Below are 26,944 nucleotides of genomic sequence, written 5' to 3' on the forward strand. Positions count from 1 at the left end.
AGGTCCTGTCGTCGGGAGAGCGGGTGGCGGGGACCCGGGGGCGCGGCGGGCGGTCAGGGCGGTGACAGGGGATCGCCGCGCCCCCGGAACTCGGGGAGGTCAGACCGGCGGGGCCACGAAGACACCGCGGTCGACGTCGTTGAACGACTCCTTGGCGACCAGTTCGTTCATCGGGTTCGCGGTGCCCCACTGGTCGGTGACCTCGGGCTTGGAGAAGTCGTAGACGCTCGGGTGCCAGGTGTCCTCGTCGAGGAGCTCCAGCTCGGTCGTGTACTCGACCGTGTTGCCGTGCGGGTCGAGGAAGTAGGTGAAGGTGTTGTCACCGGCCATGTGCCGGCCCGGACCCCAGACCTTCTTGAAGCCGGCCCGGATCACCCGGCCCGAGCCGCGCATGTATTCGTCGATGCCGCGCATCTCGAAGGACACGTGGTGCAGCGAGGTGTGCGGGCCCTTCGCGATCGCCATCGAGTGGTGCTGGTCGGAGATCCGCATGAAGTGCATGACCTCGCCCATGTGCGGCGAGCTCAGGGTGTCGGAGAGCCGGAAGCCGAGGTGCTCCTCGTACCAGGCGCGGGTCCGGTCCAGGTCCGGCGAGTTGAGCACGACGTGCGACAGCTTGACCGGGATCGACTCCTTCTCCTCGATCCTGCGGTGCTGCCGTACCTCGACGTCCGCGGAGACCTCGATGGTGCGGCCGTCCACGTCGAAGAACCGGAAGCCGTAACCGGCCCCGGGGGTGTCGACCTTGCCCGGCTGGGAGATCAACCGCACGCCGCCCGCGAGGAGTCGCTCGGCGAGGGTGTCGACGTCCGCGGTGGAGGCGGCGCCGTAGGACACCAGGTCGAGCCGCTTCTCGTCGGCCCTGCGCAGCCGGACGACGTACTGCTCGGGCGAGCCCTCGGCGGCCAGGAAGGAGATGCCCGAGTCCTCGGCGACCTTGGTGAGACCCCAGACGCCGGCGTAGAAGTCCAGCTGCTTGTCGTAGTCGGGCACGGCGAGGTCGACGTGCCGGAGGTGGGTGAGCAGACGGTTGCCCATGGGGGTTCCTCCTCAGGAGAGGTTCAGGAGTACGGCGGCGGTGGCGCCGCGGACGGCATGGAAGTCGGGGTCGGGCAGGCCGGCCGCCCGCAGTGCGCCCAGCGGGTCCTCGGTGCCCATGTCGAACGGGAAGTCGGAGCCGAGCAGCACCCGGTCCGCGCCCGCGACCCGCACCAACTCCCGCAGTACGTGCGGGTCGTGGACGAGGGAGTCGAAGTACAGCTGCTTCAGGTAGCTGCTCGGCTCCCGCGCGCAGTCCCGGGCGTCGGGGCGGGTGCGCCAGGCGTGGTCGGAGCGGCCCAGGTGGGTCGGCAGATAGCCGCCGCCGTGCGCGGCGATCAGCTTCAGCCCTGGATGGCGGTCCAGGACACCCGAGAAGATCAGGTGCGAGAGGGCGACGGCGTTCTCGGTGGGCTGGCCGACCGTGTTGGACAGGTACCACCGGTCCAGACGCTCGTCGAGCGTGCAGCCGAACGGGTGCAGGAAGACCAGCGCCCCCGTCTCCTCCGCCCGGGCCCAGAGCGGCTCGTAGGCCGGGTCCGACAGCTCACGGCCGGGCGCGTGCGAGGAGATCTCCACGCCCCGCAGCCCCTGCGCCAGCGCGGCGTCCAGCAACTCCGCCGCCAGCTCCGGGTGCTGGAGCGGGACCAGCCCGAGGCCGTACAGCCGGTCGGGGGCCTTCGCACAGTGCCCGGCGGTGCCCTCGTTCGCCAACCGGCAGACGCGGTCGGCCAGTTGCGCGTCCGCCCAGTAGTGGTAGTGCGACGGCGAAGGGCTGACCAGCTGTACGTCCACGCCCTGCGCGTCCATCGCGGCCAGCCGCACGGCGACATCCGTCAGCCGGGGCACCCGCTGCCCGACCATCGGCCCGTTCACCGCCAGCGCGGCCGGTCCGTTGCGGCGGGCGTCCAGGGCGCGGGCCTCGGCCAGCCCCGGCCGCCCGGCGACGGCCTCCTCCACGTCCGGGAGCAGAAGATGGGCGTGCACGTCGATGGTCGGTGTCGACCCGGGGTCGGTCACGGCAGTTCCTTGAGAGCGGTGAGCGTACGGCCCATCAGCCCGGGCACGTCCGCGTCGCGCCGGCCTTCGAGCATCCAGTCGGTGAGTTGGCAGGAGGCGTCGACGACCAGGCGCACCCGGGGCAGCCGCCGGGCGTGGTAGCCGGTGAGCGCCCGGTCGAGGGACTCGGCCTCCCAGCCGTCCAGGCCGGTCAGCAGCTCCGCCAGGACCAGGACGTCCTCCAGGGACATCGCCGCGCCCTGGGCGAAGGTGGGCGGGCAGGCGTGCGCGGCGTCGCCGACCAGCACCACCCGGCCGCGGTGCCACGGCCCCTCCACCAAATGCCGGTCGAACCACGTGTAGTTGACGACCGAGGGATCGGTGAACGCCTCGCGCAGTTCCTTCCACGCGCCGCCGTAGCCCTCGCTGAGCGCCCGCATCTCGTCCGCGTACGAGGCCGGGTCGATGGTGGCGCGGTCGCGGGCCGGTTCGACGAGGTAGGTGTAGACCGTGTCCTCGCCGGTCGGGCAGTAGCCGGCTATGAAACAGCGCCCGCCGTAGATCATCTCGGTGCGGGAGACGCCGGCCGGGCGGGGCGCGGGGGCCCGCCAGATGCCCATGCCGACGGGCTCCGGCTCGTCGGTGATGCCGATCATCCGGCGGGTCGCGGAGTGCAGGCCGTCGGCGCCGGCCACCAGGTCGTACCGGCGGCTCGTGCCGTCGGAGAAGGTGACGTCCACCCCCTGGCCGTCCTGCTCGAACGCGGTGGCGGTGGTGCCGAGCCGGACGCCGGCGCCCGAGGCGCGCACCCGGTCGATCAGGTGCTGCTGGAGTCTGGGCCGCCGCATGCCGATGTGGGCGGGCAACTGGTCTCCGCCGGTGCGGAGTTCCTCGTGGGCGTGGATCACCGTGCCGTCGGGGGCGAGGACGGCGACCCCGTCGGCCGCGTACCCGTCCTTCTCGACGTCCTCCAGGACGCCGACCTCGCGCAGCACCCGCAGCGCGTTGCCCTGCAGGGTGATGCCGGAGCCGGCGGCGGCCTTCCAGTCGGGGCTCGCCTCGACGAGATCGACGGCGATCCCGGCCCGGCGCAGCAGGACCGTCAGGGCGTTACCGGAGGTGCCTCCGCCGACGACGAGGACGGTAGGGGTGAGGCGGTCAGCCATGTCGGGGGATACCTCCCGGGGTTGGGCCGCGCGACTTCGGGCGGCGTGGATGCGGCTCTGTGGCCCGCGCCGACGCGGGGCAGGGGCCAAGAGGGGGGAGACAGCGGCCGTGCGGGGCTACTTGACGGCGATGGGGTTGACGGGCGAACCGACCGCCCCGGTGATGGGCAGGGGAGCGGCGGTCAGCCAGAACGCGTACGCGCCGTCGGCCGCGCAGTCCGCGGCGAGCGCGTCGAGGTCCCACATCTCGCCGATCAGCAGACCCATGTTGGGGATGGCGACCTGGTGCAGCGGCTGGAAGGCGTTCTCGAACTCGTTCGGCCGCACCTCGAACCCCCAGGTGTCGGTGGCGATCGCGGCGATCTCGGTGCCGTGCAGCCATCCGGCGGTCGTGAACGACAGCCCCGGCGCGGGCCCGCCCGCGTACTCGCCCCAGCCCTCCCGCCGGGCCCGGGCGAGCCGCCCGGTGCGCACGAGGACGATGTCCCCGCGGCCGACGGTCACCCCGTGGGCCTCGGCGGTAGCCGTCAGATGCGCCTCGGTGATGGCGAACCCGTCCGCCAACTCCCCGTCGGTGCCCACCACTCGGCCCACATCGAGCAGCACCCCGCGCCCCGCGACATACGGCGCCATGTGCTCGATGCCGGTGACGAGGTCGCCGTCGGAGGTGACCGTGCGCGCCGCGTCCCGACCGTTCCAGGCCTTGCCGTGGTCGAAGATGTGCCCGAGCCCGTCCCACTGGGTGGAGCACTGCAACGGCATCGCGATCACGTCGTCGGCGCCGCCGATGCCGTGCGGGAAGCCCTGGTTGCCGAGGGCCGCGTCGGTACCGGTGTCCAGCATGGTGTGCACCGGGTTGGTCCGGCGCCGCCAGCCCTTCTGCGGGCCGTCCATGTCGAAGGCCTGCGACAGGGAGAAGCTGACCCCCCGCCGCACCAGCGCGGCCCCCTCGCGCCGCTTGGCCTCGTCCAGGAAGTTCAGGGTGCCGAGCACGTCGTCCGCGCCCCAACGCCCCCAGTTCGAGTACGCCTTGGCGGCCTCGGCGATCGCGCCCTCCGGATCCAGCCGGTTCACTCCGACTCCTTCACACAGCGGGTGCGCTGCGCACCGAGCCCGGTCACGGACCCCTCCATCACGTCGCCGTCCCGCAGCAGCCGCCCCCAGTGGATGCCGTTCCCGGCCGGGCTGCCCGTCAGCACCAGGTCCCCGGGCAGCAGCCGGGCCGTCCGCGAGATGTACGACACCAGCCGCGCGATCCCGAAGAGCATGTCCTTCGTCGACTCGTCCTGCATGGTGTCGCCGTTCAGCTTCAGCGTCACCCGCAGATCACCCGGGTCGGCGATCGAGGCCGCCGGCACCAGCCACGGCCCGAGCGGGGTGAACCCCGGCGCGTTCTTGCAGCGCAGCCAGTCCGTGCCGATGGCCTTCATGTCCCGGCGGAAGACGGTCGCGCGGTCGGTGAGGTCGTTGGCGATCGTGTATCCGGCGACGTACTCCAGGGCCTCCTCGACCGGCACCCGGTACGCGGGCCGGGCGATGACGGCCGCCAGCTCCAGCTCCCAGTCCGGCTGCTCGGCCCAGTCGGGGAGCACGACATCGTCGTACGGCCCGGAGATCGTCGTCGGCAGCCCGACGAAGACGTACGGCAGGTCCTCGGCCGCCCGCCGGTCCATCACCGCGGCGATCTCCGCCCGGGCCTCCTCGACCGTGCGCGGGTCGTCGGGGGAGCGGTGGGCGACCTCCAGGTCGATCACGTGCTGCCGGTAGTTGGCGCCGGACTGGAAGATCTGCCGGGGCTCGACCGGCGCGTGCACCCGCAGACCCTCCAGCGGCCGCCAGTCCAGGGTCACGTCGTCGGCGAGGGCGTGCAGCACGGGGAGGGCCTCCTCCCACCGTTCCACCACGGCACGCAGGCCGGTCGGCGCCCAGTCCAGCGCTCTGCCCAGGTCGAGCACCTGTTCCCGGGCCAGCAGACCGGGGAACGGTTCCCGGCCCGGGACGGAGAACGTGCCGAGCGCGAACGGGCCGGCAGGTTGCGCGAGCGTTGCCATCAGATTTCCTCCAGCGGGGTTGCGGTCTACTGTGGCCCTGTTCGGCGGATCACGGAAATAGATCCTGTGGATGTGCCGAATCGACGGCATGGATGGCTCTGGACGGCCCTCGACTGGCTAGGCGGTACCCGGTGAACCTCTCCCGACTCGACCTCAACCTGGTCGTCGCCCTGCGCGCGCTGCTGGAGGAACGCAACGTCACCCGCGCCGGCGAACGCGTCGGACTGAGCCAGCCCGCCATGAGCGCGGCGCTGGCCCGGCTGCGCCGTCATTTCGACGACGAACTGCTCGCCCGCGCCGGCAACACCTACGAGCTGACCCCGCTCGGCGCCTCCCTGCGCGACCGCAGCGCCACCGCCTGCGACCTGCTGGACCGTGTCTTCTCCAGCCAGCCCGACTTCGACCCGGCGGCGGAGACCCGCGAGTTCACCCTGCTCGCCTCCGACTACGGCGCGGCCGTCTTCGGCGCCCCCCTCGCGCGCGCCCTGCACCGCGAGGCACCGGGCATCCGCCTCACCTTCCGGCACACCCCGCCGAACGTCGAGGAGAACCCCGCCACCACCCTGAGCACCATCGACGGACTGCTGCTCCCGCACGGCATCATCGACGGCTTCCCCGCCGTCGACCTCCACCAGGACCGCTGGCTGTGCATGGTCGCCGACGACAACCCCGAGGTCGGCACCTCCCTCACCCTGGACCACCTGGCGCAACTGCCCTGGGCGGTCTACCAGCGCCCGTACGACGCCCCCGCCGCCCGCCAGCTCAGCATGCTCGGCATCAGCCCCCGGGTGGAGGTCTCCGTACAGACCTTCCAACTGCTCCCGTACATGGTCGAGGGCACCCGCCGCGTCGCGATGATCCAGGAACGCCTCATCCGCAAGGTCGCCCCCTCCGCCGCCGTACGCGTCCTTCCCTGCCCCTTCGAGGCCGTCCCCGTCCAGGAAGCCATGTGGTGGCACCCCGTCCACGCCCAGGACGCCGCCCACATCTGGCTCAGAGAAAAGGCAGCAGAGATCGGCGCGACACTGACACCGGCCCCCAAAGCGCCCCTTTAGGGGCGCGGGGAACTGCGCGATCAGCCCCCACGGCGCCGCAGTCGCCATCGATACGACTGCGGCACATCCATAGGCGCCTCCCGTCCTACGCCAACTGCTCAGGCAACGGCCTGGAATCCACCGCCCCCGCCCGCCTCCGCGCAACGAACAACGCACCCGCCACCACCGCACAGGCCACCCCGAGCAACCCCACGGCACCGGCGAGCGAGCCGACCCCCGACTCCCCTCCCAGCAGCACCAGCGGACACACGAACTCCCCACCGAAGAACGCGGCCATCCACAGCCCCGTCCCCCGCCCCCGGTCCTCGAACGCCAGCCGCGACATCGCGCTGGTGAGCAGCGCCGGCAGCAGCATCCCCGTACCCACACAGTTGACGACCGCCCCGACGACCAGCAACGGAGCGCTCCCCGCCAGGAACATCACCCCGAACCCGACCGCGCAGACGCCGAGCACGGCGGGCAGCATCGGATCGGGGGACCTCTTCAGCCGCGCGAAGGTCACCGCACCGCCCACCGTGGCGGCACTCGCGAGAGCTGTGGCCAGCCCGATCACGCCGGAGTTCTTCACCCCGAGGTCGTCGAGCAGGTACGACATCTCGACCGGCACGGTGTAGAACACCATCGCCCCGAAGAAGGTGAGGGCGCAGATCCCGCCCAACTGCCGCCAGGGGAACGAGCGTCGGCGCCCGGCGGAGCCGCCCGCCGCGGACGTACCGCCGGTCGCCGGGCTCGGCAGCGCGGAGGCCATCAGCGGCGCGAGGACGAGACTCACCGCGTACACCCAGAACGGCACCCGCCAGCCCGCCGACCCGGCCGCGCCGCCGAGCACGAAGAAGACGGTGGCCGAGGCGGAGGCGCACATGGTCTGCAGGGCGAGGTACTTCACCCGCCGCTGCCCGGAGTAGTAGTCGCCGATCAGCGTGGTGCAGCAGGTCATGATCGCGGCCTCGGCGACACCGACCAGCGCACGGCTGGCGATGATCGCGCCGAGGGAGTCCAGCCACAGCGGGGCGGTGCCGAACACGGCGTACAGCAGGGTCGCCACGACCAGCAGGCGCTTACGGCCCAGCCGGTCCACGATCACCCCGGCGAACGGCGCCAGCAGCGCCAGCGCCAGCGCCGGCACGGTCAGTGCGAGCGGCACCAGCGCCTTGGCGCCGGGTACGGACGCGAAGGCGTCCTGCATCTTCGGCAGCACCGGCGCGATCAGCACCGCGCCGAGGATCGGCAGACAGCTGCCCGCCATCAGCAGGGTCACCCGCAGCAGATGCGCGGGTCCCGACACGGCGACGGGTGACGCGGCGGCGTCTTCCGCCACGACGGCGGACGGGGGCACGGAACCGGGCATGGCGACTCCAGGGACGGCGAACGAGCGGAGTGGGCATGCCGTCGGGGACGCCACGGAAGGCGCACGGCATGCGGGGAGGAACCCGCGCACCGGCGGCTGGTCCGGACAGCGACGTGCGGGGTACGGACGACTATGGGGCGTCCGTCGGCCCGGTCGCCATCCCTCACGCGATCCGAATCCCGTATCCGGCTCATCCACGGCTTGGATGAGCAGACCCCCGGTCAAGGTGTGAACATTCAAACGTGGATCGTTAAGGTGGGGCCATGACCGCGACGACGCCCCGCTGGCTGACCCCCGAGGAACGACGGGCGTGGCTCGCCTACGTCCAGTTCTCCACCCACCTGTCCGACCACCTGAACCGGCAGTTGCGCCGCGACGCGGGGATGACGCACGCGGACTACACCCTGCTGGCCAACCTGTCGTCGGTCGAGGAGTACTCGCTCACCATGTCCGAGTTGGCCGAACGCCTCAAGATCACCCGAAGCCGCCTCACGCACGCCGTGACCCGTCTCCAGGAGGCCGGGTACGTCGACCGCCGTGAGGACCCCGCCAGCCGGCGCAACCAGCTCGCCGTGCTCACCGAGGAGGGCGTACGCCTCCTGGAGCGCGAGGCGCCCGGCCATGTGGAAGCGGTCCGCCGAGGTGTCTTCGACGCCCTCACCGCGGAGCAGGTGACCCAGTTCGCCGAGATCGGCGAGGCGATCAACGCCGCCCTCCAGCGCATGGACGCCGACAGCGACGAGCGCGAAGCCCTGCCCTGGCGGCGCCGGTAGGAGGTTCTTCGTCTCCGGTGCTACGGCGTTGAAAGGAGTTCCGCCGGGCGTTCGGCCTTGAGAAGTGACGCGCGGAGGCCGCATCGGCGTACCGCCGAACGCCCGGGGGCCCGCCGCGGATCGGACGTCCGCGGCGGGCCCCCCAGGTGGTGGTGGCTTGGCCGGTCAGGCCTCCTGGTTGCCTTCCGGGGCGAGCAGGATCGCCGTGTTGGTGTGGTGCGCGACGGCGTCGCTGACGCGCGGGTCGAACAGCGCCTCCACGGCACCCCGGTGGTGGGGGCTCAGGACGATGAGATCGGCGCCGAACTCCTCCGCCGTCTCGGAGATGGCGGCCGCGACCTGCGTGGTGAGCCCCCGGACGAGGGTCCCCTCGGCCTTGACCCCCTGCTCGCGCAGCGCCGTCAGCGCCTCGTCGAGAACGGCCTGGGCCTCGGTGTCCTCCTCCAGGGGGACGACCGCGGCGATGGAGGCGGCGGAGGCGATGACGTGTATGACGCGGACCTCGGCGTTCGCCAGCTGCGCCAGCTCGCCGGTCAGCCGCACGGCGGAGTGGCGGGCGGGGCTGGGATCGACGGCCACCAGGATGCGCTGGAACACGGACACTCTTCTTCCCCTTCTTCCGGGGACGCGGAAGGGCGACTCGATGGTCAGGAACGCCGGATCGCGGCGTGGCGGGTCGGCGCGTCCGGCGCCGAACGAGTGCTTCCCGTCCCCACCCTGTGATCATCTCACCCGCCACCGGCCGACGGCACAGTGATCCGTGTAACAGCCATTGAACTGCCGGGGTCGGGAGGGTGCCGGCCGTCCGGCAAGCCGCGTGGCCGGCGCGGGCCCGACGGCGCCGCCCCGATCCGGAGCACGCCGCCTCGCCATCCGCCGGATCCGGCTAGGCTGACGTGCGGAGGCGCCAAGTGGCCATGGGGGAGCGCGAGTTGGATGAGACACCGGAGTCCACGACGGTCGTGGTGATCGGCGCCGGTCCGGCCGGGCTGACCGTCGCCAATCTGCTGCGCAGATCCGGCGTCGACTGTGTGGTCCTGGAGAGCCGCAGCCAGGAGTACGTGGCGCAGCGGCAGCGGGCCGGCATCGTGGAGAGCCGCGCCGTGCGGATGTTCGAGTCCTGGGGGCTGGCCGACCTGGTGCTGGCCGGTCCGCCGCACGACGGCATCCTGGAGTTCCGGGTGGACGGCGAGAGCCGGCTCGTCGACGACAGTGACGGCTCCGAAGGCCCCGGGGCCCGGCTCTGTCCCCAGCAGGTCCTGGTCCAGAAGCTCACCGCCGCCCACCTCGCCGACGGCGGCGATGTGCGCTACGAGGTGGCCGGCGTCTCCCTGCACGACCTCACCGGCGACCACCCGACCGTCCGCTACCGCTCCGCCGACGGCACCGCGCACGCGATCACCTGCGCCTTCGTCGCCGGCTGCGACGGTGATCACGGCGTCACCCGCACCGCCGTCCCCGACGGCGTCCTCACCGCCCACGCCCTCGACCACGGCATCGGCTGGCTCACCGTCCTCGCGGACGCCCCGCCCCCCGCCCACCCCCTGCTCGCCGTCAGCCGACAGGGCTTCGCCGCGCACTTCCCCCGCGGACCGCACAGCAGCCGCTACTACCTCCAGTGCCCGCCCGACGACCACCCCGACGCCTGGCCCGACCGGCGGGTCTGGGACGCGCTGCGCACCAGGCTCGCCGACCCCGGCCTCCCCGCCGGCCCGATCACCGACCGCGAGACCTTCCGGCTGCGCAGCCTGGTCCACGACCCCATGCAGTACGGCCGCCTGTTCCTGGTCGGGGACGCCGCCCACATCGTGTCCCCGATGGGCGGCAAGGGCATGAACCTCGCCCTGTACGACGCCGATCTCTTCGCCCGCGCGGTCCGCGACCACGTCCGCGACCACGACGACACCGGACTGCGCACCTACTCTCAGCGCTGCCTGCGCCGCGTCTGGAACGACCAGGAGTTCTCCCACTGGCTGACCCGCACGGTCCACGACGCCGGCGACGACACGGACTCCGGCCCGTTCCTGCGCAACCTGGCCCGGGCCCGCCTCGACCGCCTCTTCACCTCCCCGACGGCCGCCCAGGCCTTCGCGGAGCTGATGACCGGCCTGGACCCGGCCCACGACAGCCCCGTCCCCACGGATCGTTGAGCCTCCGCGAAAACCCGTTGGCGGACCGTGTTGGTCGTTGCTACCTTTCCGGAGGCCGTGCGAGAGAACGAGGAGGTGGTACCCGTGAACGAATCGACATGGGTGCTTCCCTCCGGGGTCACGGTCGGGCGACAGGTCGTCCGGGAGCGCCATTTCACGAGCGCTCCCGAAAGGCACCACCATGGACCTTCCCTCGGCCCTTCACTTCACTTCCGAACAGCATCTCGACGACGGTGTCCGCGAACGTGAGTTCACCCTCGGCGAGATCCCCGGCATCCTGTGGACACCCGCATCGGCGGTCGCGTCCGCGCCGGTCCCGCTGATCCTGCTCGGCCACCCCCCACTCGGGGTGCGCAGGATGTACCCCCGACTGGCGGCGCGGGCCAGGCGGGCCGCGGCGGACGGCTTCGCCGCAGCCACCATCGAGCTCCCCGGGAGCGGTGACCGGCCCCGCTGGGCCGCCGTCGAGCAGTCCCGCGCCGACCTGCGCCGGGCCGTGGAATCCGGCGAGCCGGTCAGCGACGAGATCATCGACGCACTCGTCCTCCCGCTCGTCGACAAGGCGGTCCCGGAATGGCGGACCGCCCTTGACGCCCTCCTGTCGCTGCCGGAGACCGGCGGCCCGGTCGGGTACTCGGGGGGACTGATCTCCATCGGCGTCCGCCTCGCCGTCGTCGAGCCGCGCATCGCGGCCGCCGCTCTCTTCGCCGGGAGCTTCGTGCCGCGCGCCATGTTCGAGGAGGCCCGGCAGTTCACCATTCCGCTGCACGTCCTGCTGCAGTGGGACGACGAGGGGAACGACCGGCAGGCGTCCCTGGACCTCTTCGACGCCTTCGGCTCCAAGGAGAAGTCCCTGCACGCCAACATGGGCGGCCACACCGGCGTCCCGCAGTTCGCGGGGGACGCCGCGGCGCAGTTCTTCACCCGGCACCTGAAGTGACCCGACGCGCGCCCCTCGGATCCGGGACCGTCACGATCCGAGGGGCGCGCGTCCCACCCCGCCGACGCCACCGAGCGCAGCCGCACGCTCACAGGAGGCCGCGCCCGGGAATGGGAGACGCGTCGCCATGTGCTAATGGTGGGGGAGAACGACGAGTACGGAGCAGGACGTGAACGTTGCGATCATCACGACGCCTGTGGTCGACACCTTGCGGGCGTGGCGGCATTCCGCGCCGGGGCCGCTGTGGCTGGCCGGACCCGTCCTGCTGATCATCGCGATCCCGGTGGCCGACGGGTTCCTGCCGCCGGACATCCACCTCGCCCACCTTCTCGTGGTCGCCGTGGCGGTCACCGCGGTCGGCACCGGGCCGCGCACCACCGCCCTGATCGGGACGCTGGCGGTCCTCGCACTGGTCGTCGCGGGCGTGGAGCGGCGGACGCTGACCACCGAGAGCGTCCTCGTCGAGCTCTCCGCGCTCCTCGCCGTCTGCGCGTTCTTCGTCCTCTTCACCGGCCTACGGGACCGGCGTGAACGGGAGCTGGCCCGGGTGCGCTCGGTGTCCGACGCGGCACAGCGCGTCGTACTGCGGCCGTTGCCGCAGCGGGCCGGCCCCGTCACCCTCGCCTCGCACTACCGCAGCGCCGAGGCGGACGCGGCCATCGGCGGCGACCTGTACGCCGCCGCGCGGATCCCCGGCTCCACCCGGATCCTCATCGGGGACGTCCGCGGCAAGGGACTTCCCTCGATCAGCGACACGGCGATCGTGCTGGGCGCCTTCCGCGCCGCCGCACACCGCCGGATCCCGTTGCCGGAACTGGTCGCCTACATCGAGGACGCCGTCCGGTGGGGACTCGCGGAGTTCGCGGAACCTGAGGAGGACGCCGCCGAGCGTTTCGTGACCGCCGCCGTCATCGACATCCCGGACGGCGCGCCCGTGCTGCACCTGATCAGCTGCGGGCACCCGCCGCCCCTCCTGCTGGCAGGGCGTACCAGGACGGCACGCCTGCTGACGGTCCCCGAACCGTCGCCGCCGCTCGGCCTGGGTGTCGGGCCCGCCGACACGGACAGCGCGGACGGCTGCTACCTGCCGGCCACCTTCCCGTTCGAGCACGGCGACCGGCTGGTCCTGTACACCGACGGCGTCAGCGAGGCCCGGAACGCGGCCGGCGACTTCTATCCGCTCGCCGAGCGCGCCGCGGTCTGGGCGGACAAGGCGCCCGGCCCGCTCGTCGAACGGCTCGCCGCGGACGTCCGGGCCTACGCCGACGGCCGGCTCAACGACGACATGGCCATGATCGTCGTACAGCGCGACTGAACGATCACCGCTGAACAGCAGCCTCAGAGCTGGAGTACGAGAGCTCCCACGGCCTGTCCGGCACATACCCCCGCCACAGCAGCACGCCGTGCTTCTTCTCCCAGCGCGCCGCGATGCCGGCCCGGATCAGCCAGTCCAGGGCCCGGCACCAGGGGCATGTAGTGGAAGGACTTGCTGACCAGGTTGTGGCGGAAGGAGCGGTCGATGGGCCGGATCATTCCGGGGTCGTCCACGGGAGGTATCCCGCGTACCCCGAAGGCCGCTGGCGCACACCGCCATAGCGGCGTCCATCAGCCGATGGTGAACGTATCTGATCATCGAGCCCCCGCCGGCCGTAGTGTCAGCTGCCCGGTTCAACCGCCCGTGTCTGCCGATTCGTGCGCACCACCACGGTGACGGTGCCCACCAGGAAGCCCGCCGCGAGGAGGCCGGTGCCGATCGATGCCTCTCGGTTTCCGTCGGCGTCGCGTCCGTCGAGGTAGGCGATGTGGCGGACCTCGGTGGGGTGCGACGGGTTGAACACGACAGGTATCCGGCTTCCCGGTCCCGGATCGGTCGCCGACGTGGACGGGACATCGATGTAGATTTCCACCGCTCCGGACCCTGTGTCGTAGCGCCCGGTCACGGCGCTCACCCAGTCCTCTTCCGACCGGCCGCTGATCTTGACCACGGTCGCGTCGATCCGCCGGCCGTGGTGCCGGAGGTCCGACAGCAGCCGGTACTCCTGGCCGGCCTTCCATCCCGTGATCCCGGCAACGGTGGCGAACATCAGGAAGCCCGCGCCGGTCATGCGGGCCGCGGTCCACCGAGGGGCCAGCAGCCACGATTCCGGACGGATCCGCAGCAGCGCGGCTACGCGACCGGCCCCGCCGCGAGCCCGGCTCGCCGTCGGCACCTCCCACCCAGCGTCGCGCTCGGTCATCTGCGCCTCCACCCGTTATGAGATGAGACTCGCCGGATCGTGCCTTGGTTGTAGGGCGTCCCGCGGTACCGCGTCAGCGTGGTGTGATGCGGTAACCGACGCCGGGTGTGGTGCTGATGACGGGGGGTTGGCCGAGTTTGCGGCGCAGCCGTCCGACGGTGACCGTGACGGTGTTGGTGAACGGGTCGGCGTGTTCGTCCCAGACCTGTTCGAGCAGATCCTCGGTGCTGAGGTGGGCGGGGCTGGCGCGGAGCAGCGCTTCGAGGAGGGCGAACTCCTTGACCGACAGTTCGAGGAGTTCGCCGTCGCGGGTGGCGGTGCGGCGGATCGGGTCGAGTTCGATGCCTGCCGCGCGCAGCGTGCGGGCCCGGGCGGCGGGCTGGCGGCGGGCCAGGGCGTGGATGCGCAGGACGAGTTCGGGGAAGTGGAAGGGTTTGGTGAGGTAGTCGTCGGCGCCCACGGACAGGCCCGCGACGCGATCGGCGGGGGTGTCGGCCGCGGTGAGCATGAGCACCATGGCCCGCTGATGGCGCTCGGTGATCAGCCGGCAGAGCGCGTCGCCGTGGATCCCTGGCAGATCGCGGTCGAGGACGACGACGTCGTAGGCGTTGAGGTCGAGTTTCGCCGCGGCGTCCAGGCCGTCGTACGCGAGGTCCACCGCCATGCCCTGGTCGCGCAGGCCCTCGGCCACGATCGCGGCCAGCGCCCGGGCGTCCTCGACCACGAGCACCCTCATCGTGACGATCCGGCGGGTACGGCCGAGCGGGGCAGCGTGACGGTGACGCGCAGCCCTCCCTCGGGCCGGGCGTGCAGGTCGAGGCTTCCGCCATGGGTGGCGGCGACGGCGGAGACGATCGACAGACCGAGACCGGAGCCGTGCGCGCCGCCGGTACGGTCGACACCGAGCCGGTGGAACGGCCGTGCCAGCCGGCCGACCTGCTCGCGGTCGAGCACGCTTCCCCCGGTCTCGACGAGCAGCCGGGCATCGGCCTCGTCGCCGGCCACCCCGACCCGGATCCAGCCGCCCGGGTGGTTGTGGGCGACGGCGTTGTCGATCAGGTTGTCGACCATCAGGGCCAGCAGCGCCCGGCTGCCGCGGATCCACACCCGGTCGTCGAGCCGGCTGTCGACGGTCAGTTCGATCACGGCGACATCGGCGGCGCGGACGTCGAGGGCGTCGGACACCAGACGGGCCAGCGGAACCTCGGCGAGGTCCTGCGGTGTGCCGTGCTGCGTGCGGGCCAGGGTGAGCAGTCCGTCGAGCAGGCGGTCGATCTGGTCGAGTTCGGCGCGCAGCCGGTCGGACAGGGCGGTGGTCGAGGCGGGAACGGGACCGGGCTTGGCCATGGCCACGTCCAGCGCGGCGCGCATGGTGGCCAGCGGGGTGCGCAGTTCGTGGGAGGCGTTGGCGGCGAACAGCCGCTGTGCGTCGAACGCGGCCTCCAGGCGCTCCAGCAGTCCGTCGATGGTGTCGGCGAGGTCCTTCACCTCGTCGTGCGGAGCCGCGACGGCCAACCGCCGGTGCAGGTCGTCGGCGGTGATCCGGCGCGTCGCCGCGGTGATCGTCCGCAACGGCCGCAGCATCCGGCCCGCGACCGTACGGCCGAGCAGCGGCGACACCACGGCCATCACGACCAGCGCGACCGCCGCCCCCATGAGCAGCTGCCGCAGCTGCTGGTCCTGCAACTGGTGCACCTGGGCCTGCAGGGCCGCGATGTGCCGCTCCGCGGCCGGCGACCGCCGCCCGTCGAACGGCACCGTGGCCTTGGTGTTGCGCACGAACACCGCGATGGTGATGCCCAGCAGGGCGGCACCGGAGAGCAGGAACAGGGCCATGTACAGGACGGTGAACCGCAGCCGGATGCCGTGGCCCCGCAGTCCCAGACGTGATGTGCCCTTCATTCCTGCCCTCCCCCCCCGCAGGTGCCCGCCCCCTGGGTGCCTCCCCCGGTGCGGTCTCCAGGATGACCGGTCCGACCTAACAACGACATGACAGCGGCGGTTCCGTCCGTGTTACTGCCCGCTGCCTAGAACGTCGGTCATGACTCCACCACCCATCGAAGTCGCCGAACTGCACAAGCGCTACGGCCGGTCGGTGGCCCTGCACGGCATGTCCTTCACCGTGACGGCCGGGCACGTCACCGGGTTCCTCGGCCCCAACGGCTCTGGGAAGTCCACCACGATGCGGGTCATCCTCGGCCTGGACGCCCCCGACGCGGGCAGCGCCCTGGTCGGCGGGCGGCCCTACCGTCGGCTGCGGCACCCGCTGCGCCACGTCGGATCGCTGCTGGACGCCTCGGCGCTGCACCCCGGCCGCAGCGGCCGGGACCACCTGCTGTGGCTGGCCCACTCCCAGAATCTGACCGCCCGCCGGGTCGACCAGGTCCTCGACCAGGTCGGGCTGTCCACGGCGGGACGCCGCCGGGCCGGCGGCTACTCGCTGGGCATGCGGCAACGGCTGGGCATCGCCGCCGCGTTGCTCGGCGACCCCGCCGTGATCCTCCTCGACGAGCCGTTCAACGGCCTCGACCCCGAGGGCATCGTGTGGATCCGCGGGCTACTGGCCGAACTCGCCGGGCAGGGCCGCGCCGTACTGGTCTCCAGCCATCTCATGAGTGAACTCCAGGACGTGGCCACCCATGTGGTGATCGTCGGGCGCGGCCGCGTCCTCGCGGACACGGGCCTGGGCGAGCTGATCGCCGCCGCGTCCGACGGACGGGTGCGGCTGCGCAGTTCGGCGCCGGACGCGGCGGCCGCCGTACTGGAACGGGCCGGTGCCGCCGTGACCGTCCTCGGTCACGACGTCCTGACCGCGTCCGGACCGACCGCCGAGACCGTCGTGTCGCTCCTGCACGCGCACGCGGTCCCGTTCGCCGAGGTCACCACGGAGCGGGCCACCCTCGAAGAGGCGTACTTCGACCTCACCCGCGAGGCCGCCCAGTTCACCTCCGCCTCCGTCCGGAGGACCCGATGACCGCCACCGTCGACACCGGTACCGCGGTGGACGCGGCGGAGCGGGACGGTTTCGCGCGGCTGCTCCGGGCGGAGTGGACCAAGTTCCGTACCGTGCCCGCCTGGCGCCTCGGCCTGGCCGCCGCCGTACTGGTCACCCTGGTGTTCGGGGTGCTCGCCGCGGCGGCCTCGAAGTCGGTCTGCGACGCCGCCCCGGGCCGGACCTGCACCAGTCCCGCCGAGACGGTGGGACCGGACGGCGAACAGGTCCTCGACAAGTTCACCCTCGTGCACAAGTCCCTGACCGGCGACGGCGGCATCGTCGCCCGCGTGACCTCGCTGACCGGCATCATCACCTACCCGCGGTCCGACTCCGACGCCATCGTCCCCGGCGTCGAACCCTGGTCCAAGGCCGGGATCATCATCAAGGACGGCACCACGCCCGGCTCGCGGTACGCCGCCGTCATGGTCACCGGCGGCCACGGCGTGCGGATGCAGTACGACTACACCCACGACACGGCCGGCAGCCCTCACACCCTCGTCTCCGCGTCCTCTCCGCGCTGGCTGCGGCTGACCCGCTCCGGCGCCACGCTCACCGGCGCCGAGTCGGACGACGGCTCCCGGTGGACCACGGTCGGCACGGCAACGCTGCCCGAACTGCCTGCGACGGTCGAGGTCGGGCTGTTCGTCACCTCGCCCTTCGACGTCCAGATCGAGCAGGGGCTCGGCAGCGGATCGGCCCGCCACTTCACCCAGGCCAGTGGGGTCTTCGACCAAGTCGGCCTGCGGGGGCGGGAATCGGGCTCCTGGCGCGGCGACACCGTCGGCGGGGCCTCGGACACCGACTGGGACCGCCACCACCGCGCGGCCGGCTTCACCCGGTCCGGCGGTACGTTCACGGTGACCGGCTCCGGCGACATCGCACCCCGGCCGGACCCCGGGACACAGATCCAGCGCGCCCTCATCGGCGGGTTCGCCGGTCTGATCCCGATGATCGTCGTGGCCACCCTCTTCATCACCAGCGAGTACCGCCGGCCGCTCATCCGCACCACCCTGGCCGCACACCCGCGCCGGGGCCGGGTCCTGGCCGCGAAGGCCCTCGTGACCGGCGCGGTCACCTTCGCCGCCGGGCTCCTCGCCGCCGGACTCGCCGTCCCGGTCTCCAGCCGGATCCTGCGCGCCAACGGAGCGCGGATCCCCCCGCTCACGGCACTCACGACCGCGCAGGTGATCGCCGGAACCGCGGGAGTCCTCGCCCTCACCGCCGTTCTCGCCCTCGCGCTCGGCGCCCTGCTGCGGCGCAGCGCCGCGGTCGTCACCGCCGTCGTCGTGGCGGTCGTCCTCCCCTACTTCCTGGCGGTCACGTCCGCGGTACCGACGGCAGCCGCGCAATGGCTGCTGCGCGTCACCCCGGCGGCCGCCTTCGCCGTCCAACAGACCGCCCCGCAGTACCCGCAGGTCGACGGCCCCTACACACCGTCCAACGGCTACTTCCCCCTCGCACCCTGGGCCGGCTTCACCGTCCTGTGCGGTTACGCAGTGCTCGCCCTCGGCCTCGCCGTCCACCGGCTGCGCCGGAGGGACGCATGAGCCCGCGCGAGGCGTTGCACGCCGAATGGACCAAGGTGCGCACTCTGTCCGGCACGATCTGGCTGCTGCTGGGCACCATCGCCCTGACGACCGTCGCGAGCGCGGCCACGGCGGCGGCCAGCACCTGCCGCGCCACCGGCTGCGACCTCGACCCCGTCAGGATCTGCCTCGGCGGCGTCCAGCTGGGCCAGACGGCCGTCGCCGTCCTGGCGGTGGTCGCCGTCGCCGACGAGTACAGCACCGGCACGATCCGGGTGAGCCTCGCCGCGATCCCCCGGCGGCCGCACGTCCTGGCGGCCAAGGCGGCCGTGCTCACCGGTCTGGTGCTGGCCGCCGGAACCGTGGCGGTACTCGCGTCCTTCCTCGCCGGGCGGAGCATCCTGCCCGGCAACGGCGTCGGCCCCGACCACGGCCTGCCCGCACTGTCCCTGGCCGACGGCCCGGTACTGCGGGCCGTCGTCGGGTCGGTGCTCTACCTCGCCCTCATCGCCCTGCTCGGCCTGGGCATCGCCACCGCCGTCCGGGACTCCGCCACCGCGATCGGGACCGTCCTCGGCCTGCTCTACCTCTTCCCGATTCTCGCCGCCGTCGTCACCGACCCCGGCTGGCACCGCCGCCTTCAGCAGATCGGACCCATGACCGCAGGCCTCGCCGTCCAGGCCACCACCAGTCGGCCCGACCTGCCCATCGGCCCCTGGGCAGGTCTCGGCGTCCTCGCCGCCTGGGCCGCCGCCGCACTCCTCGCCGGCCTGCTCGCCCTCCGACTCCGCGACGCGTGAGCCGTCGGCCCCCGATCCCCGGCCCCGCGAAACCGCCCGTTCACAGCCCGAGCCGCACCGGTGCGGCCGGAACGCCGGAGGTGATCAGTGCCGTCAAGGGGGTTGCGAGGTCGCGCGGGGAGAACAGGTCGGGACCGGCATAGGAGACGACCTCGTCAGGGTGCCACCACTTCAGTTCGCTGATGTTCTCCGCGGCGAGCTGGTCGTCGGTCAGTGTCCCGCGCGGACGGAAATGGACCGTGCGTACGAGGAAGTAGTCGTTGACGACCCCGTCGTAGCCCTCGGCGTGATCGGGCGCCACGACCTCCTGGTGCCAGACATGCGGCGGATCGGCCCTGAGCGCTAGACCGATCTCCTCACGCAGTTCACGACGGAGGGCGGCATACGGCGTCTCGCCCGGCTCGATCCCGCCGCCGGGAGCTGCCCACACCACGGTTCCCGCCGGCTTGGGGATGGCGAACCGGCAGAGAAGGACGCGGTCGTCCTCGTCGAGGATGATCGCGCGGACGGAATGACGCAGGTTCACAGTCGCCATCCGTCCACGCTAGTGCTCCGCCTCGGGCCTGATGTTCGGCTGCCCGACCGTGCGGGGCGGCTCGGAAGTGATCAGCAGTACAGGTCGCCGCCCGGGGACACGCCGAGGATCGAGGTGAAGCGCTGGTAGGCGTCGACGCGGCTCTGGACCTGGGCCGGGTTGCGGCCGTCGCATTCCAGGGAGCCGTTGATGGAGCGGACGGTCTGGCCGAAGCCCGCACCGTTGACCATGGCGTTGTGGGGCGTCATCGTGCCGGGGCCGGTCTGGGTGTTCCAGTACCACAGGCCGGTCTTCCAGGCCACGGCCGAGTCGTTCTGGACCAGCCAGGGGTTGTTGAGGAGGTCGATGCCGAGCGCGTCGCCGGCCGCCTTGTAGTTGAAGTTCCAGCTGAGCTGGATCGGGCCCCGGCCGTAGTAGGCGGCCTGGCCGGCCGGGCAGCCGTAGGACTGGCTCCAGTCGCAGTACGTCGGGTAGTTGGCGGTGTTCTGCTCGACGACGTACACCAGTCCGCCGGTCTCGTGGCTGACGTTGGCGAGGAAGGCGGCGGCCTCCTGCTTCTTGACGGTGTCGCTGCCGGTGTTGGCGAAGCCGGGGTACGCGCTGAGCGCGGCGGTCAGGCCCTGGTAGGTGTAGAAGCCGTTCCGGTTCGGGAACATCCGGTTGAACTGCGCCTCGCTGACGACGAACCCGGACGGGGTACCGCCACCACTACCGGCCGGGGCGTTCCACTTCTGGTTGGCGCCCCCGGTGCACGTCCAGATCTGCAGCCGGGTTCCGTTGGCGCTGTTGTTGCCCGTCACGTCGAGGCACTTGTCGGCGGCCGGGTTGACGATGTCGTGGGCGGCGGTGACGACCCACTGCTGGTTCGCTCCGCCGGAACAGTCCCAGAGCTGGACGGGGGCTCCGTCGGCCGTGCCGCGGTCGACCACGTCGAGACACTTACCGAGGACGCGCAGAGTGCCGTCGCCGTTGTCGGACCAGCTCTGGGCGCCGGTGCCGTTGCAGTCGTAGAGCTGCACGGCCGTTCCGTTGGCGCTGCTCGCGCCGGCCGCGTCGACGCACTTGCCGGCCAGCCCGGTGATCCGGCCGGTCGCCGCCTGGGCCGGGGCGACGGCGAACACGGCGGACAGGACGGCGGCGAGGACGACGCCGATGGCGAGGCGGCCGAGGGCGGAGCGCCCGCGGAGCCGGGACATGAGGAGAGAAGGACGCATGGGGGAGCTGCTCCTGTCGCGAGCCGAGGGGGGTGGGGGAGCGTGACCGGGCCTGTTGCGGTGCCGACTCAGCCGAGGACCTTCTGGGTCACGACGATGTGTCCGGCGTCGGGGTCGAGAACGCCGCCGAGCCTGCTGAACGCGCCGTCGGTCAGATCGAGGCACTTGGGTTCCTGCGGGGTCTGGACGAACGTGCCGCGGTCGTTGACCCGCACGGTCAGGGAGCGGCCGTTGGCGATGTTGGTGACCTGGACCAGCGTGCCGAAGGGCAGTTGAGGCTGCCGGGAGAGGGAGGTGGCGACCGTGTCGGCGTTGTTGTCGAAGACCTCGCCGCTGGCGGTCAGGGCGCCGGGTGGCTGGGGGCCGTAGTGCGTGGCCCAGCACTGTTCGCCGCTCTGATCCGCCGGAGCGGGAGCGTTCCACTTCTGGTTGTCGGAGCCGGTGCAGCTCCAGATCTGGATCCGGGCGCCGTTGGCGGAGGACCGGTCGGTGACGTCGAGGCACTTGTTCGCCGCCGGGTTGACGATGTCGTGGGCGGCGGTGACGGTCCATCGCTGGTTGGCGCCGCCCGTGCAGGACCACAGCTGGACCTTGGCGCCGTCGGCGGTGGAGTTGGCGGTGACGTCGAGGCATTTGCCCAGGGCGCGCAGGGTGTTGTCGGCACCGAGGGTCCACTGCTGGGCGGCGGTGCCGTTGCAGTCGTAGAGCTGCACCGGGGTGCCGTCGGCGGAGTTGGCACCGGCGACGTCGAGGCACTTGCCGGCGAGGCCGGTGACCGGGCCGGTCGCGGCCGCTGCCGTGGTCGCTGCTGCCGTGGTCGCGGCTGTCGCCGGTGCGGCGGTCGACGGGATGAGCAGCAGGGCCAGCAGAGCCATGAGAGGAGTGCCGCGTAACGCGGTGGTGAGGAGGGAGGAGCGAGCAGCCATGGGGGGTGGGGGAGCCTTTCCGGAAAGGACACGTACGTGTGGCGGAGGCCGACTGGACGCACGTCAGGATGACCTGACACCGTGAAAGCTAAAGGTCTATACCAAGACCGTCAAGGCGTGAACATGACATATCTGTCGGTGTCCTGCCGATCCACCGGCGCCGGTGCCGGTGCCGGTGCCGGTGCCGGACGGACCGCAGGGCATCCGCAGGGCGGATGCCCGTGATCCAGGGGTCGCATGAGCCAAGGGGTAGGCGTGCGGGACGTTCTGACCCGTAGATGCTGCCGAAGCTGCAGGATGCCTTCGGTACGGAGCCCTGCGCGGGTTCGAGCGGGCCGCGATGGCGCTGATCCCGCCGTGTCGGCGGACATTGTGCAGGTCGCGCTGGACCTGGCGGGTCGGCGACTGCGGTTCGCGCCGGGCGGTCGCGAGCCGCTTCTCCACGGAGACGGGGCGGATGCCGACCGCGTGCGGCTCGGTCGCGAGGGCGTCGAGGTCGGCGGTGTCGACCACGGCGGCGACGTATCCGTCGGGGCGGACGAGTACCCGCTGGCGGGGCGTTGCCGGGGTCAGGGCACCAGGACGGTGCGCACGCCCGGGGCCTCGGGTGCGGTCCAGGCGGTTTCGACCTCGGCGAGGGGTACCGGCCGGGCGGTGACGGCGAGGCCGCCGCTCTCGATCTCCTCGACGAGCGCCGGGAGTTCCTCCAGGTAGGTCCTGGTCGACACCGCGCCCTGGCCGTTGCCCTGCAGCCGTAGGTTCGCCGAGCGCAGGGCGACCGACGGGAGTTCGATGGTGGGACCGGCCACGGCGCCGATCTGGATCCAGTTCAGGGCGCGCCCGCGGTCGGCGCGGGCCCGCAGCAGTGCCATGATCGCGTCCCCGGCGGGCCTGCCCCACAGGTAGTCGAGGACCAGGTCGACCTCGGCGGCGGCGGCGGCGGCCAGCGCCGCGGCGGTGGCGTCGGCGTCGTCGGTGAGCGCGACGGTCGCGTCCGCGCCGATTCCCGGCAGGGCGGCCAGCCGGGCCCGGTCGCGGCCGGCGCCGACGACCCGGCCGGCCCCGAGGCGCTTGGCGACCTGGACGGCCATCTGTCCGGCGTTGCCGGTCGCGCCGAGGATCAGCACCGACTGCCCGGTCTCGATCGGGACGCGGCGGCGCAGCGCCACCCAGGACGACATCGCCGGGTTCATGGCCGCGGCGATCTTCACGACGTCCGCGTCGTCGGGCAGCGGGACGCTGCGGCGGCGGTCGATGACGGTCCGGGTGGCCATCGGGCCGACCACGTCGTCGTCGGCGACGAAGTACAGCAGCCGGCCGTCCTCGCCTCGGCCGACCCCGTCGACACCGGGCACCATCGGCAGCTTCCCGGTGCTCGTGTAGTGGCTGCCCGATGCGCCGGTACGCACCCTCGGGTGCAGGCCCACCGCCAGGACGTCGACCAGCGCCTGGTCCTCGTCGGACGGGGCGGGCAGGTCGAACGGCTCGTAGCGGGGCGGCTTGTCGAACGAGCTGACGACGGCGGCGCGGATCTCCATGGCCGTTCTCCTCGGTCTTGGTACGTGCAGCGAAGGATTTAGTGTGTGCCGCGAAGGATTTAGTTCGTGACGCAAATCAAAATAGTAGGTGCCACGTACCTTCGCAAGTAGGATCGGGACATGACGTCATCCCCTGACATGTCGCCCGCGGTCGAGGACCTCGGGCTGGTCGATGCCCTGGCCCAACTGTCGTTCCTGGTGCACAGCGCCCTGACGGAGGTCGCGGGGCGGCACGACCTGTCGGTCGTGCAGACGCGGCTGCTCGGGATCCTGCGGGACCGGAAGCCGACCATGAACCAGCTCGGCCGGCACCTCTGCCTCGACAAGTCCTCGATCAGCGGCCTGGTGGACCGCGCCCAGCGCCGCGGACTCGTCACCCGCACGGCCAGCGAGACCGACCGCCGCTCGTTCCAGGTGTCGATCACCGATGCGGGCCGACAACTCGCCGAGCAGGTCGCCACCGAGTTCGCCGAGCGCATCGAGAAGTGTGCCGAGCCGCTTCCCGGAACCGACCGGCAGCTGCTGTCACGCATGGCGACCCGGCTCGTGACCGCCGACGCCCACCTCCGCGGCATCGACCTGCGCACCACACCCCACTGACCGAACCCGTCATCGACGTGCCCTGCCGGTCCTCGTCTCGGGACGCTCGCGCTTGCCGCACGCGTCCTCGCGGGGCTTGTCCGGTGGGGCCGTCTGTTCCCGGAAGCCGCTCGCCTGGATCATGGGATGACGACAAAGGGTCTGTGGAGGTGCTGAGTGACCATCTCGATCCGGTCCGCGCGATCCGGGGAAGCAGGGTTCTTGTCCGAGCTTGCGCTGCGTTCCAAGGCTCACTGGGGATACGACGCTGAGTTTCTCGCCCTGTGCCGTGCGGAGTTGACGCTCACCGACGCGGAACTCGGCACCCGCCGAACGACCGTGGCAGAGCGAGTCGACGGAATCGTGGGCTTCACGACCTTGGAAGGTGACCCGCCGCAGGGCGTGTTGGGCATGATGTTCGTCGACCCGCGCGCGATCGGGAAGGGCGTCGGCCGTCTGTTGTTCACCCATGCCGTCGAGACCGCCCAGGCCTTGGGATTCACCCGGTTCACCATCGACGCGGACCCGAACGCCGAGCCCTTCTACGAGGCCATGGGCGGGGTCCCCGTCGGCCGCATTCCCTCCGGATCGATTCCCGGCCGAACCCTCACCCGATATCTGCGCAGGGTTCGGGACTGAGGGGACTGGGGCCGTCGGGGGAGTCCGTGACCGCGGACCCGAGGGCCGGGTCACTCCTTCTTCGACGGCGCGGTGCTCGCGCGGATCACCAGCGTTGATCCCGACGAACGAAGCCCAGCTCATGCATTCCGCCGGGGAAGCACGGGTTGGAGACCAACTCCGCCATGGCCCGCTCGACCGCCTCACGGGTCCTGCGCGGACGGTCATCCACGACGAAGGCGTGACGCGGCTGGAAGCTGGCAAGCGGTCAGTAGCACTTGCAGGGAGTGATAGAAAACTTTCAGAAAAGTCATCTCCTTCTGTCGGAAGATAAGGTGCATGACTTGCACGTATCTTCTGCATGACCATTGAACCGCCTCATCGGCCCCTGCTAGCTTGCCGCCACTCGGCCGCCCCACCCGACGTCACCGAAGACCGGGAGTTCCGATGAAGCCCTCAAGGCTCGTGCTGCTCACCGCCGTGGCCCTCCTCATGTCGACGACCCCCGCACTGTCGGCCGTGGCGGCGCCCGGTCGAGGAGCGGTCTCCGCGTCCGGCACCGGTGCCACCGCCCCCCAACTCGCGCTGTCGGACCCGGGTTTCGAGAATGGCGGGGTGGGCTGGACCTTCAGCTCCGGTGCCGGGGTCGGTGAAGGGAACGTCCACAGCGGCAGCCGTTTTCTCTATCTCGACGCCGGTGCGGGGAAGTGGGCCAGCCAGACTCTGACCGCTCCCCGCGACGGCAGTTACGACTTCTCCGCGTGGATCGGCAGCGCCGGGACCGGCGGTACGTACACGGTCCGGCGCAACGGCGAGACCGTCGGTACGGTCGAACTGCCGGAGCGCCGCGCCTACGCCCGCTACACCATCAGTCGCGTCGACCTGAAGGCAGGCGACCGGCTGGAGATCGTCTTCGGTTCCGGCACCGCATGGGTCAACGCGGACGACCTGATGATCTCCCCGGCCGCGCCCGCGGACCCGAAGGTCGCCTCGTCCGACCCGGAGGTCGTGGCGATGTTCGACTGGGCCGAGCGGAAGGCGAACAGCTGGGTGCAGCTGCCCGGCACGGTGGGCCCGGTCAACGCCGACGAGAACCACACCAGCGGCACCGGCACCGCGCCGTACGGGCCCACCTACTGGGCCGGATACGCCAACCGCAGCGCCTACTACTCCCGTGACATGACCCACCAGCTCACCGGCGCCCACCTCATCGGCCTGGACACCGAGAACGAGACGATGCTCCGCTCGTACGCGGCGTCGGCGACCGCCGAGCACAAGTACTTCCCCGTGTGGTCCCTCAACTTCGACGCCCGGACGTATCTCAGCATCGACTACCGCGGCCCGGACGACTTCGTGCGCGAGGTCCCGGCCACCTTCGAACTCGTCGAGAAGGCGGCCCAGGCCTACCTGTGGACGGGGGACCGCGGATACGTCGACGACCCGGTGCTGTGGGACTTCTACCGGCACGCCACCGAGGACTTCATCGACCTGCACGACAGCGCCGTGCCCAACGCGAAGGTCAAGGTCGCCGAAGGCACCGGCAAGGGCATCTTCTCCGGCGCGGCCAGCTACAACGAGCAGGACGGCGACGGGCTCGCCGAGGCCGGCGACGGCATCGCCTCCGAATACCAGGCCTACCTGGCGATGGCCGTGCTCGCGCGCGGCAAGGGCGACACCACGCTGGCGAAGAAGTACGACCGCAAGGCCGCCGACCTGAAGGCCTACTTCAACGACACCTGGAGCGGCACCGGCAGCGGCGCCGCCATGGTCCGCGCCTACACCCTCTCCGGCACCCCGGTCACCGGCTGGGGGAAGGAGAACAGCGTCTTCATGCCGATGAAGCAGATCATCGACCCGGGCCCGCGCAACGACGCCTACCTCGACTACATCCAGGCGCAGGAGCTGGGCCCGGACGGCTCGCCCAACATCGAGTCCACGACATACCTGCCCGACATGTTCTTCCGCAACAACCGAGCCGACACCGCCTGGTGGTGGATGAAGAAGATCTACGGCGAGCGCGAACAGCAGCACGTCAACGCGAGGCAGGGCCCCAACGGGGACTACCCCGAGGTGTCCTTCACCCTGGTGAGCCAGACCGTCGAGGGCCTGATGGGCATCACCCCGAACGCCGCGGACCACCAGGTGACCACCCAGTCCCGGCTGCCCTCGGGGATGAAGTGGCTCCAGGTGGCGGACGTGCCCATCGGCACCGGCACGGTCAACGTGCGCCACGACGGCGCGACGAAGACCACCCTGACCAACAACTCCCGGCAGGGCGCCTACACCTGGGAGGCCCGCTTCCCCGGCACGCACAAGGAGCTCACCGTCAACGGCGTCCCCCAGCAGGCCCGCACCAAGACCGTCAACGGCGTCACCTACACCTACGCGACACCCACCGTGCCCGCCGGAGCCACCACCGTCGTCCAGGTCACCGACTGACCCACCCGCGGTTCCGG

General features: G+C 71.6%; 26 protein-coding genes and 1 pseudogene. 11 read left to right on the plus strand and 16 right to left on the minus strand.

What is annotated here, in order from left to right:
• Positions 1 to 99 precede the first annotated feature (99 nt).
• From ACIPSJ_RS41025 to ACIPSJ_RS41045, 5 genes are all read right to left on the minus strand, one after another.
• Positions 100 to 1,038: a VOC family protein gene (locus ACIPSJ_RS41025; RefSeq protein WP_401353576.1), complete on the minus strand. Its 939-nt coding sequence runs from the start codon at positions 1,036 to 1,038 to the stop codon at positions 100 to 102.
• Positions 1,039 to 1,050: 12 nt separating this feature from the next.
• Complete coding sequence (locus tag ACIPSJ_RS41030; protein WP_401353578.1) at positions 1,051 to 2,058, minus strand: amidohydrolase family protein; 1,008 nt, start codon at positions 2,056 to 2,058, stop codon at positions 1,051 to 1,053.
• The gene (locus tag ACIPSJ_RS41035) at positions 2,055 to 3,203 is read right to left on the minus strand and encodes an FAD-dependent oxidoreductase (RefSeq protein ID WP_401353580.1); all 1,149 of its coding nucleotides are present in this window, start codon (positions 3,201 to 3,203) and stop codon (positions 2,055 to 2,057) included. The genes ACIPSJ_RS41030 and ACIPSJ_RS41035 overlap by 4 nt, the downstream gene beginning before the upstream one ends.
• A 117-nt stretch (positions 3,204 to 3,320) precedes the next feature.
• Positions 3,321 to 4,277, minus strand: a complete 957-nt coding sequence (locus ACIPSJ_RS41040) for a cyclase family protein (protein ID WP_401353582.1) — start codon at positions 4,275 to 4,277, stop codon at positions 3,321 to 3,323.
• On the minus strand, positions 4,274 to 5,254 hold the full coding sequence (locus ACIPSJ_RS41045) for a fumarylacetoacetate hydrolase family protein (protein ID WP_401353584.1): 981 nt from the start codon (positions 5,252 to 5,254) through the stop codon (positions 4,274 to 4,276). The genes ACIPSJ_RS41040 and ACIPSJ_RS41045 overlap by 4 nt, the downstream gene beginning before the upstream one ends.
• 131 nt (positions 5,255 to 5,385) lie before the next feature.
• Between ACIPSJ_RS41045 and ACIPSJ_RS41050 the strand changes: the two genes are divergently transcribed.
• Positions 5,386 to 6,309 (plus strand): LysR family transcriptional regulator, encoded by a 924-nt coding sequence (locus tag ACIPSJ_RS41050; protein WP_359224973.1) that lies wholly within the window; start codon positions 5,386 to 5,388, stop codon positions 6,307 to 6,309.
• An 85-nt stretch (positions 6,310 to 6,394) separates the two neighbouring features.
• On the opposite strand, the gene ACIPSJ_RS41055 is transcribed toward ACIPSJ_RS41050, so the two are convergent.
• Entirely contained in the window at positions 6,395 to 7,657 is a 1,263-nt protein-coding gene (locus tag ACIPSJ_RS41055) for an MFS transporter (protein ID WP_401353586.1), read from the minus strand.
• A 263-nt stretch (positions 7,658 to 7,920) separates the two neighbouring features.
• Between ACIPSJ_RS41055 and ACIPSJ_RS41060 the strand changes: the two genes are divergently transcribed.
• A complete protein-coding gene (locus ACIPSJ_RS41060; protein WP_401353588.1) occupies positions 7,921 to 8,430 on the plus strand; it encodes a MarR family winged helix-turn-helix transcriptional regulator in 510 nt (169 codons plus the stop codon).
• A gap of 165 nt (positions 8,431 to 8,595) precedes the next feature.
• Here the strand turns inward: ACIPSJ_RS41060 and ACIPSJ_RS41065 are convergent, their stop codons facing one another.
• Positions 8,596 to 9,027 (minus strand): universal stress protein, encoded by a 432-nt coding sequence (locus tag ACIPSJ_RS41065; RefSeq protein WP_401353590.1) that lies wholly within the window; start codon positions 9,025 to 9,027, stop codon positions 8,596 to 8,598.
• A 320-nt stretch (positions 9,028 to 9,347) separates the two neighbouring features.
• On the opposite strand from ACIPSJ_RS41065, the gene ACIPSJ_RS41070 reads away from it, so the two are divergent.
• The 3 genes from ACIPSJ_RS41070 (at position 9,348) to ACIPSJ_RS41080 (ending at position 12,835) form a co-directional block, all read left to right on the plus strand.
• On the plus strand, positions 9,348 to 10,580 hold the full coding sequence (locus ACIPSJ_RS41070) for a 4-hydroxybenzoate 3-monooxygenase (protein WP_401354050.1): 1,233 nt from the start codon (positions 9,348 to 9,350) through the stop codon (positions 10,578 to 10,580).
• Between the two features lie 181 nt (positions 10,581 to 10,761).
• Positions 10,762 to 11,520: an alpha/beta hydrolase gene (locus tag ACIPSJ_RS41075; protein ID WP_401353592.1), complete on the plus strand. Its 759-nt coding sequence runs from the start codon at positions 10,762 to 10,764 to the stop codon at positions 11,518 to 11,520.
• 169 nt (positions 11,521 to 11,689) lie between these two features.
• Positions 11,690 to 12,835, plus strand: coding sequence for a PP2C family protein-serine/threonine phosphatase (locus ACIPSJ_RS41080; protein ID WP_401353594.1), 1,146 nt, complete (start codon positions 11,690 to 11,692; stop codon positions 12,833 to 12,835).
• A gap of 23 nt (positions 12,836 to 12,858) precedes the next feature.
• On the opposite strand, the gene ACIPSJ_RS41085 is transcribed toward ACIPSJ_RS41080, so the two are convergent.
• The 4 genes from ACIPSJ_RS41085 to ACIPSJ_RS41100 form a co-directional block, all read right to left on the minus strand.
• Positions 12,859 to 13,068 (minus strand): hypothetical protein, encoded by a 210-nt coding sequence (locus tag ACIPSJ_RS41085; protein ID WP_401353596.1) that lies wholly within the window; start codon positions 13,066 to 13,068, stop codon positions 12,859 to 12,861.
• 107 nt (positions 13,069 to 13,175) lie between these two features.
• Positions 13,176 to 13,757, minus strand: coding sequence for a DUF3592 domain-containing protein (locus tag ACIPSJ_RS41090; RefSeq protein WP_401353598.1), 582 nt, complete (start codon positions 13,755 to 13,757; stop codon positions 13,176 to 13,178).
• A 73-nt stretch (positions 13,758 to 13,830) separates the two neighbouring features.
• On the minus strand, positions 13,831 to 14,493 hold the full coding sequence (locus ACIPSJ_RS41095; RefSeq protein WP_393796388.1) for a response regulator transcription factor: 663 nt from the start codon (positions 14,491 to 14,493) through the stop codon (positions 13,831 to 13,833).
• Positions 14,490 to 15,659 (minus strand): sensor histidine kinase, encoded by a 1,170-nt coding sequence (locus ACIPSJ_RS41100; RefSeq protein ID WP_401353600.1) that lies wholly within the window; start codon positions 15,657 to 15,659, stop codon positions 14,490 to 14,492. The genes ACIPSJ_RS41095 and ACIPSJ_RS41100 overlap by 4 nt, the downstream gene beginning before the upstream one ends.
• Positions 15,660 to 15,798: 139 nt before the next feature.
• Here ACIPSJ_RS41100 and ACIPSJ_RS41105 point away from each other — a divergent pair, with 139 nt between their 5' ends.
• The 3 genes from ACIPSJ_RS41105 to ACIPSJ_RS41115 are packed head-to-tail and all read left to right on the plus strand — an operon-like array spanning position 15,799 to position 19,078.
• Entirely contained in the window at positions 15,799 to 16,731 is a 933-nt protein-coding gene (locus ACIPSJ_RS41105) for an ABC transporter ATP-binding protein (RefSeq protein ID WP_401353602.1), read from the plus strand.
• The gene (locus tag ACIPSJ_RS41110) at positions 16,728 to 18,299 is read left to right on the plus strand and encodes an ABC transporter permease subunit (protein WP_401353604.1); all 1,572 of its coding nucleotides are present in this window, start codon (positions 16,728 to 16,730) and stop codon (positions 18,297 to 18,299) included. The genes ACIPSJ_RS41105 and ACIPSJ_RS41110 overlap by 4 nt, the downstream gene beginning before the upstream one ends.
• Positions 18,296 to 19,078, plus strand: coding sequence for an ABC transporter permease subunit (locus ACIPSJ_RS41115; RefSeq protein WP_401353606.1), 783 nt, complete (start codon positions 18,296 to 18,298; stop codon positions 19,076 to 19,078). Before ACIPSJ_RS41110 ends, ACIPSJ_RS41115 begins: the two co-directional genes overlap by 4 nt.
• A 40-nt stretch (positions 19,079 to 19,118) precedes the next feature.
• On the opposite strand, the gene ACIPSJ_RS41120 is transcribed toward ACIPSJ_RS41115, so the two are convergent.
• The 5 genes and pseudogenes from ACIPSJ_RS41120 to ACIPSJ_RS41140 form a co-directional block, all read right to left on the minus strand.
• A complete protein-coding gene (locus ACIPSJ_RS41120; RefSeq protein ID WP_401353608.1) occupies positions 19,119 to 19,613 on the minus strand; it encodes an NUDIX hydrolase in 495 nt (164 codons plus the stop codon).
• Between the two features lie 71 nt (positions 19,614 to 19,684).
• Complete coding sequence (locus ACIPSJ_RS41125) at positions 19,685 to 20,809, minus strand: glycoside hydrolase family 19 protein (protein ID WP_401354052.1); 1,125 nt, start codon at positions 20,807 to 20,809, stop codon at positions 19,685 to 19,687.
• Positions 20,810 to 20,895: 86 nt separating this feature from the next.
• Positions 20,896 to 21,171, minus strand: a complete 276-nt coding sequence (locus tag ACIPSJ_RS41130) for a septal ring lytic transglycosylase RlpA family protein (protein ID WP_401354054.1) — start codon at positions 21,169 to 21,171, stop codon at positions 20,896 to 20,898.
• Positions 21,172 to 21,234: 63 nt separating this feature from the next.
• Positions 21,235 to 21,702: pseudogene (locus ACIPSJ_RS41135) on the minus strand (lectin); the annotation flags it as partial.
• 620 nt (positions 21,703 to 22,322) lie between these two features.
• A complete protein-coding gene (locus ACIPSJ_RS41140) occupies positions 22,323 to 23,291 on the minus strand; it encodes a zinc-binding dehydrogenase (protein WP_401353610.1) in 969 nt (322 codons plus the stop codon).
• Between the two features lie 120 nt (positions 23,292 to 23,411).
• Here ACIPSJ_RS41140 and ACIPSJ_RS41145 point away from each other — a divergent pair, with 120 nt between their 5' ends.
• The 3 genes from ACIPSJ_RS41145 (at position 23,412) to ACIPSJ_RS41155 (ending at position 26,927) form a co-directional block, all read left to right on the plus strand.
• Positions 23,412 to 23,891, plus strand: coding sequence for a MarR family transcriptional regulator (locus ACIPSJ_RS41145; protein ID WP_359224995.1), 480 nt, complete (start codon positions 23,412 to 23,414; stop codon positions 23,889 to 23,891).
• A gap of 156 nt (positions 23,892 to 24,047) precedes the next feature.
• Positions 24,048 to 24,509, plus strand: coding sequence for a GNAT family N-acetyltransferase (locus ACIPSJ_RS41150; RefSeq protein ID WP_401353612.1), 462 nt, complete (start codon positions 24,048 to 24,050; stop codon positions 24,507 to 24,509).
• A 426-nt stretch (positions 24,510 to 24,935) separates the two neighbouring features.
• Positions 24,936 to 26,927, plus strand: coding sequence for a hypothetical protein (locus ACIPSJ_RS41155; protein WP_401353614.1), 1,992 nt, complete (start codon positions 24,936 to 24,938; stop codon positions 26,925 to 26,927).
• Positions 26,928 to 26,944 lie beyond the last annotated feature (17 nt).

It is taken from the genome of Streptomyces sp. NPDC090088, from assembly GCF_044747345.1.
GTDB lineage: Bacteria > Actinomycetota > Actinomycetes > Streptomycetales > Streptomycetaceae > Streptomyces.

Excerpts from the sequence above, each read along its gene's own strand:
- ACIPSJ_RS41155 (WP_401353614.1), top strand. The coding sequence starts at position 24,936 with ATGAAGCCCTCAAGGCTCGTGCTGCTCACCGCCGTGGCCCTCCTCATG.
- ACIPSJ_RS41120 (WP_401353608.1), bottom strand. The coding sequence starts at position 19,613 with ATGGCGACTGTGAACCTGCGTCATTCCGTCCGCGCGATCATCCTCGAC.
- ACIPSJ_RS41115 (WP_401353606.1), top strand. The coding sequence starts at position 18,296 with ATGAGCCCGCGCGAGGCGTTGCACGCCGAATGGACCAAGGTGCGCACT.
- ACIPSJ_RS41100 (WP_401353600.1), bottom strand. The coding sequence starts at position 15,659 with ATGAAGGGCACATCACGTCTGGGACTGCGGGGCCACGGCATCCGGCTG.
- ACIPSJ_RS41075 (WP_401353592.1), top strand. The coding sequence starts at position 10,762 with ATGGACCTTCCCTCGGCCCTTCACTTCACTTCCGAACAGCATCTCGAC.
- ACIPSJ_RS41070 (WP_401354050.1), top strand. The coding sequence starts at position 9,348 with ATGGGGGAGCGCGAGTTGGATGAGACACCGGAGTCCACGACGGTCGTG.
- ACIPSJ_RS41060 (WP_401353588.1), top strand. The coding sequence starts at position 7,921 with ATGACCGCGACGACGCCCCGCTGGCTGACCCCCGAGGAACGACGGGCG.
- ACIPSJ_RS41090 (WP_401353598.1), bottom strand. The coding sequence starts at position 13,757 with ATGACCGAGCGCGACGCTGGGTGGGAGGTGCCGACGGCGAGCCGGGCT.
- ACIPSJ_RS41140 (WP_401353610.1), bottom strand. The coding sequence starts at position 23,291 with ATGGAGATCCGCGCCGCCGTCGTCAGCTCGTTCGACAAGCCGCCCCGC.
- ACIPSJ_RS41105 (WP_401353602.1), top strand. The coding sequence starts at position 15,799 with ATGACTCCACCACCCATCGAAGTCGCCGAACTGCACAAGCGCTACGGC.
- ACIPSJ_RS41110 (WP_401353604.1), top strand. The coding sequence starts at position 16,728 with ATGACCGCCACCGTCGACACCGGTACCGCGGTGGACGCGGCGGAGCGG.
- ACIPSJ_RS41145 (WP_359224995.1), top strand. The coding sequence starts at position 23,412 with ATGACGTCATCCCCTGACATGTCGCCCGCGGTCGAGGACCTCGGGCTG.
- ACIPSJ_RS41055 (WP_401353586.1), bottom strand. The coding sequence starts at position 7,657 with ATGCCCGGTTCCGTGCCCCCGTCCGCCGTCGTGGCGGAAGACGCCGCC.
- ACIPSJ_RS41125 (WP_401354052.1), bottom strand. The coding sequence starts at position 20,809 with ATGTCCCGGCTCCGCGGGCGCTCCGCCCTCGGCCGCCTCGCCATCGGC.
- ACIPSJ_RS41035 (WP_401353580.1), bottom strand. The coding sequence starts at position 3,203 with ATGGCTGACCGCCTCACCCCTACCGTCCTCGTCGTCGGCGGAGGCACC.
- ACIPSJ_RS41095 (WP_393796388.1), bottom strand. The coding sequence starts at position 14,493 with ATGAGGGTGCTCGTGGTCGAGGACGCCCGGGCGCTGGCCGCGATCGTG.
- ACIPSJ_RS41025 (WP_401353576.1), bottom strand. The coding sequence starts at position 1,038 with ATGGGCAACCGTCTGCTCACCCACCTCCGGCACGTCGACCTCGCCGTG.
- ACIPSJ_RS41045 (WP_401353584.1), bottom strand. The coding sequence starts at position 5,254 with ATGGCAACGCTCGCGCAACCTGCCGGCCCGTTCGCGCTCGGCACGTTC.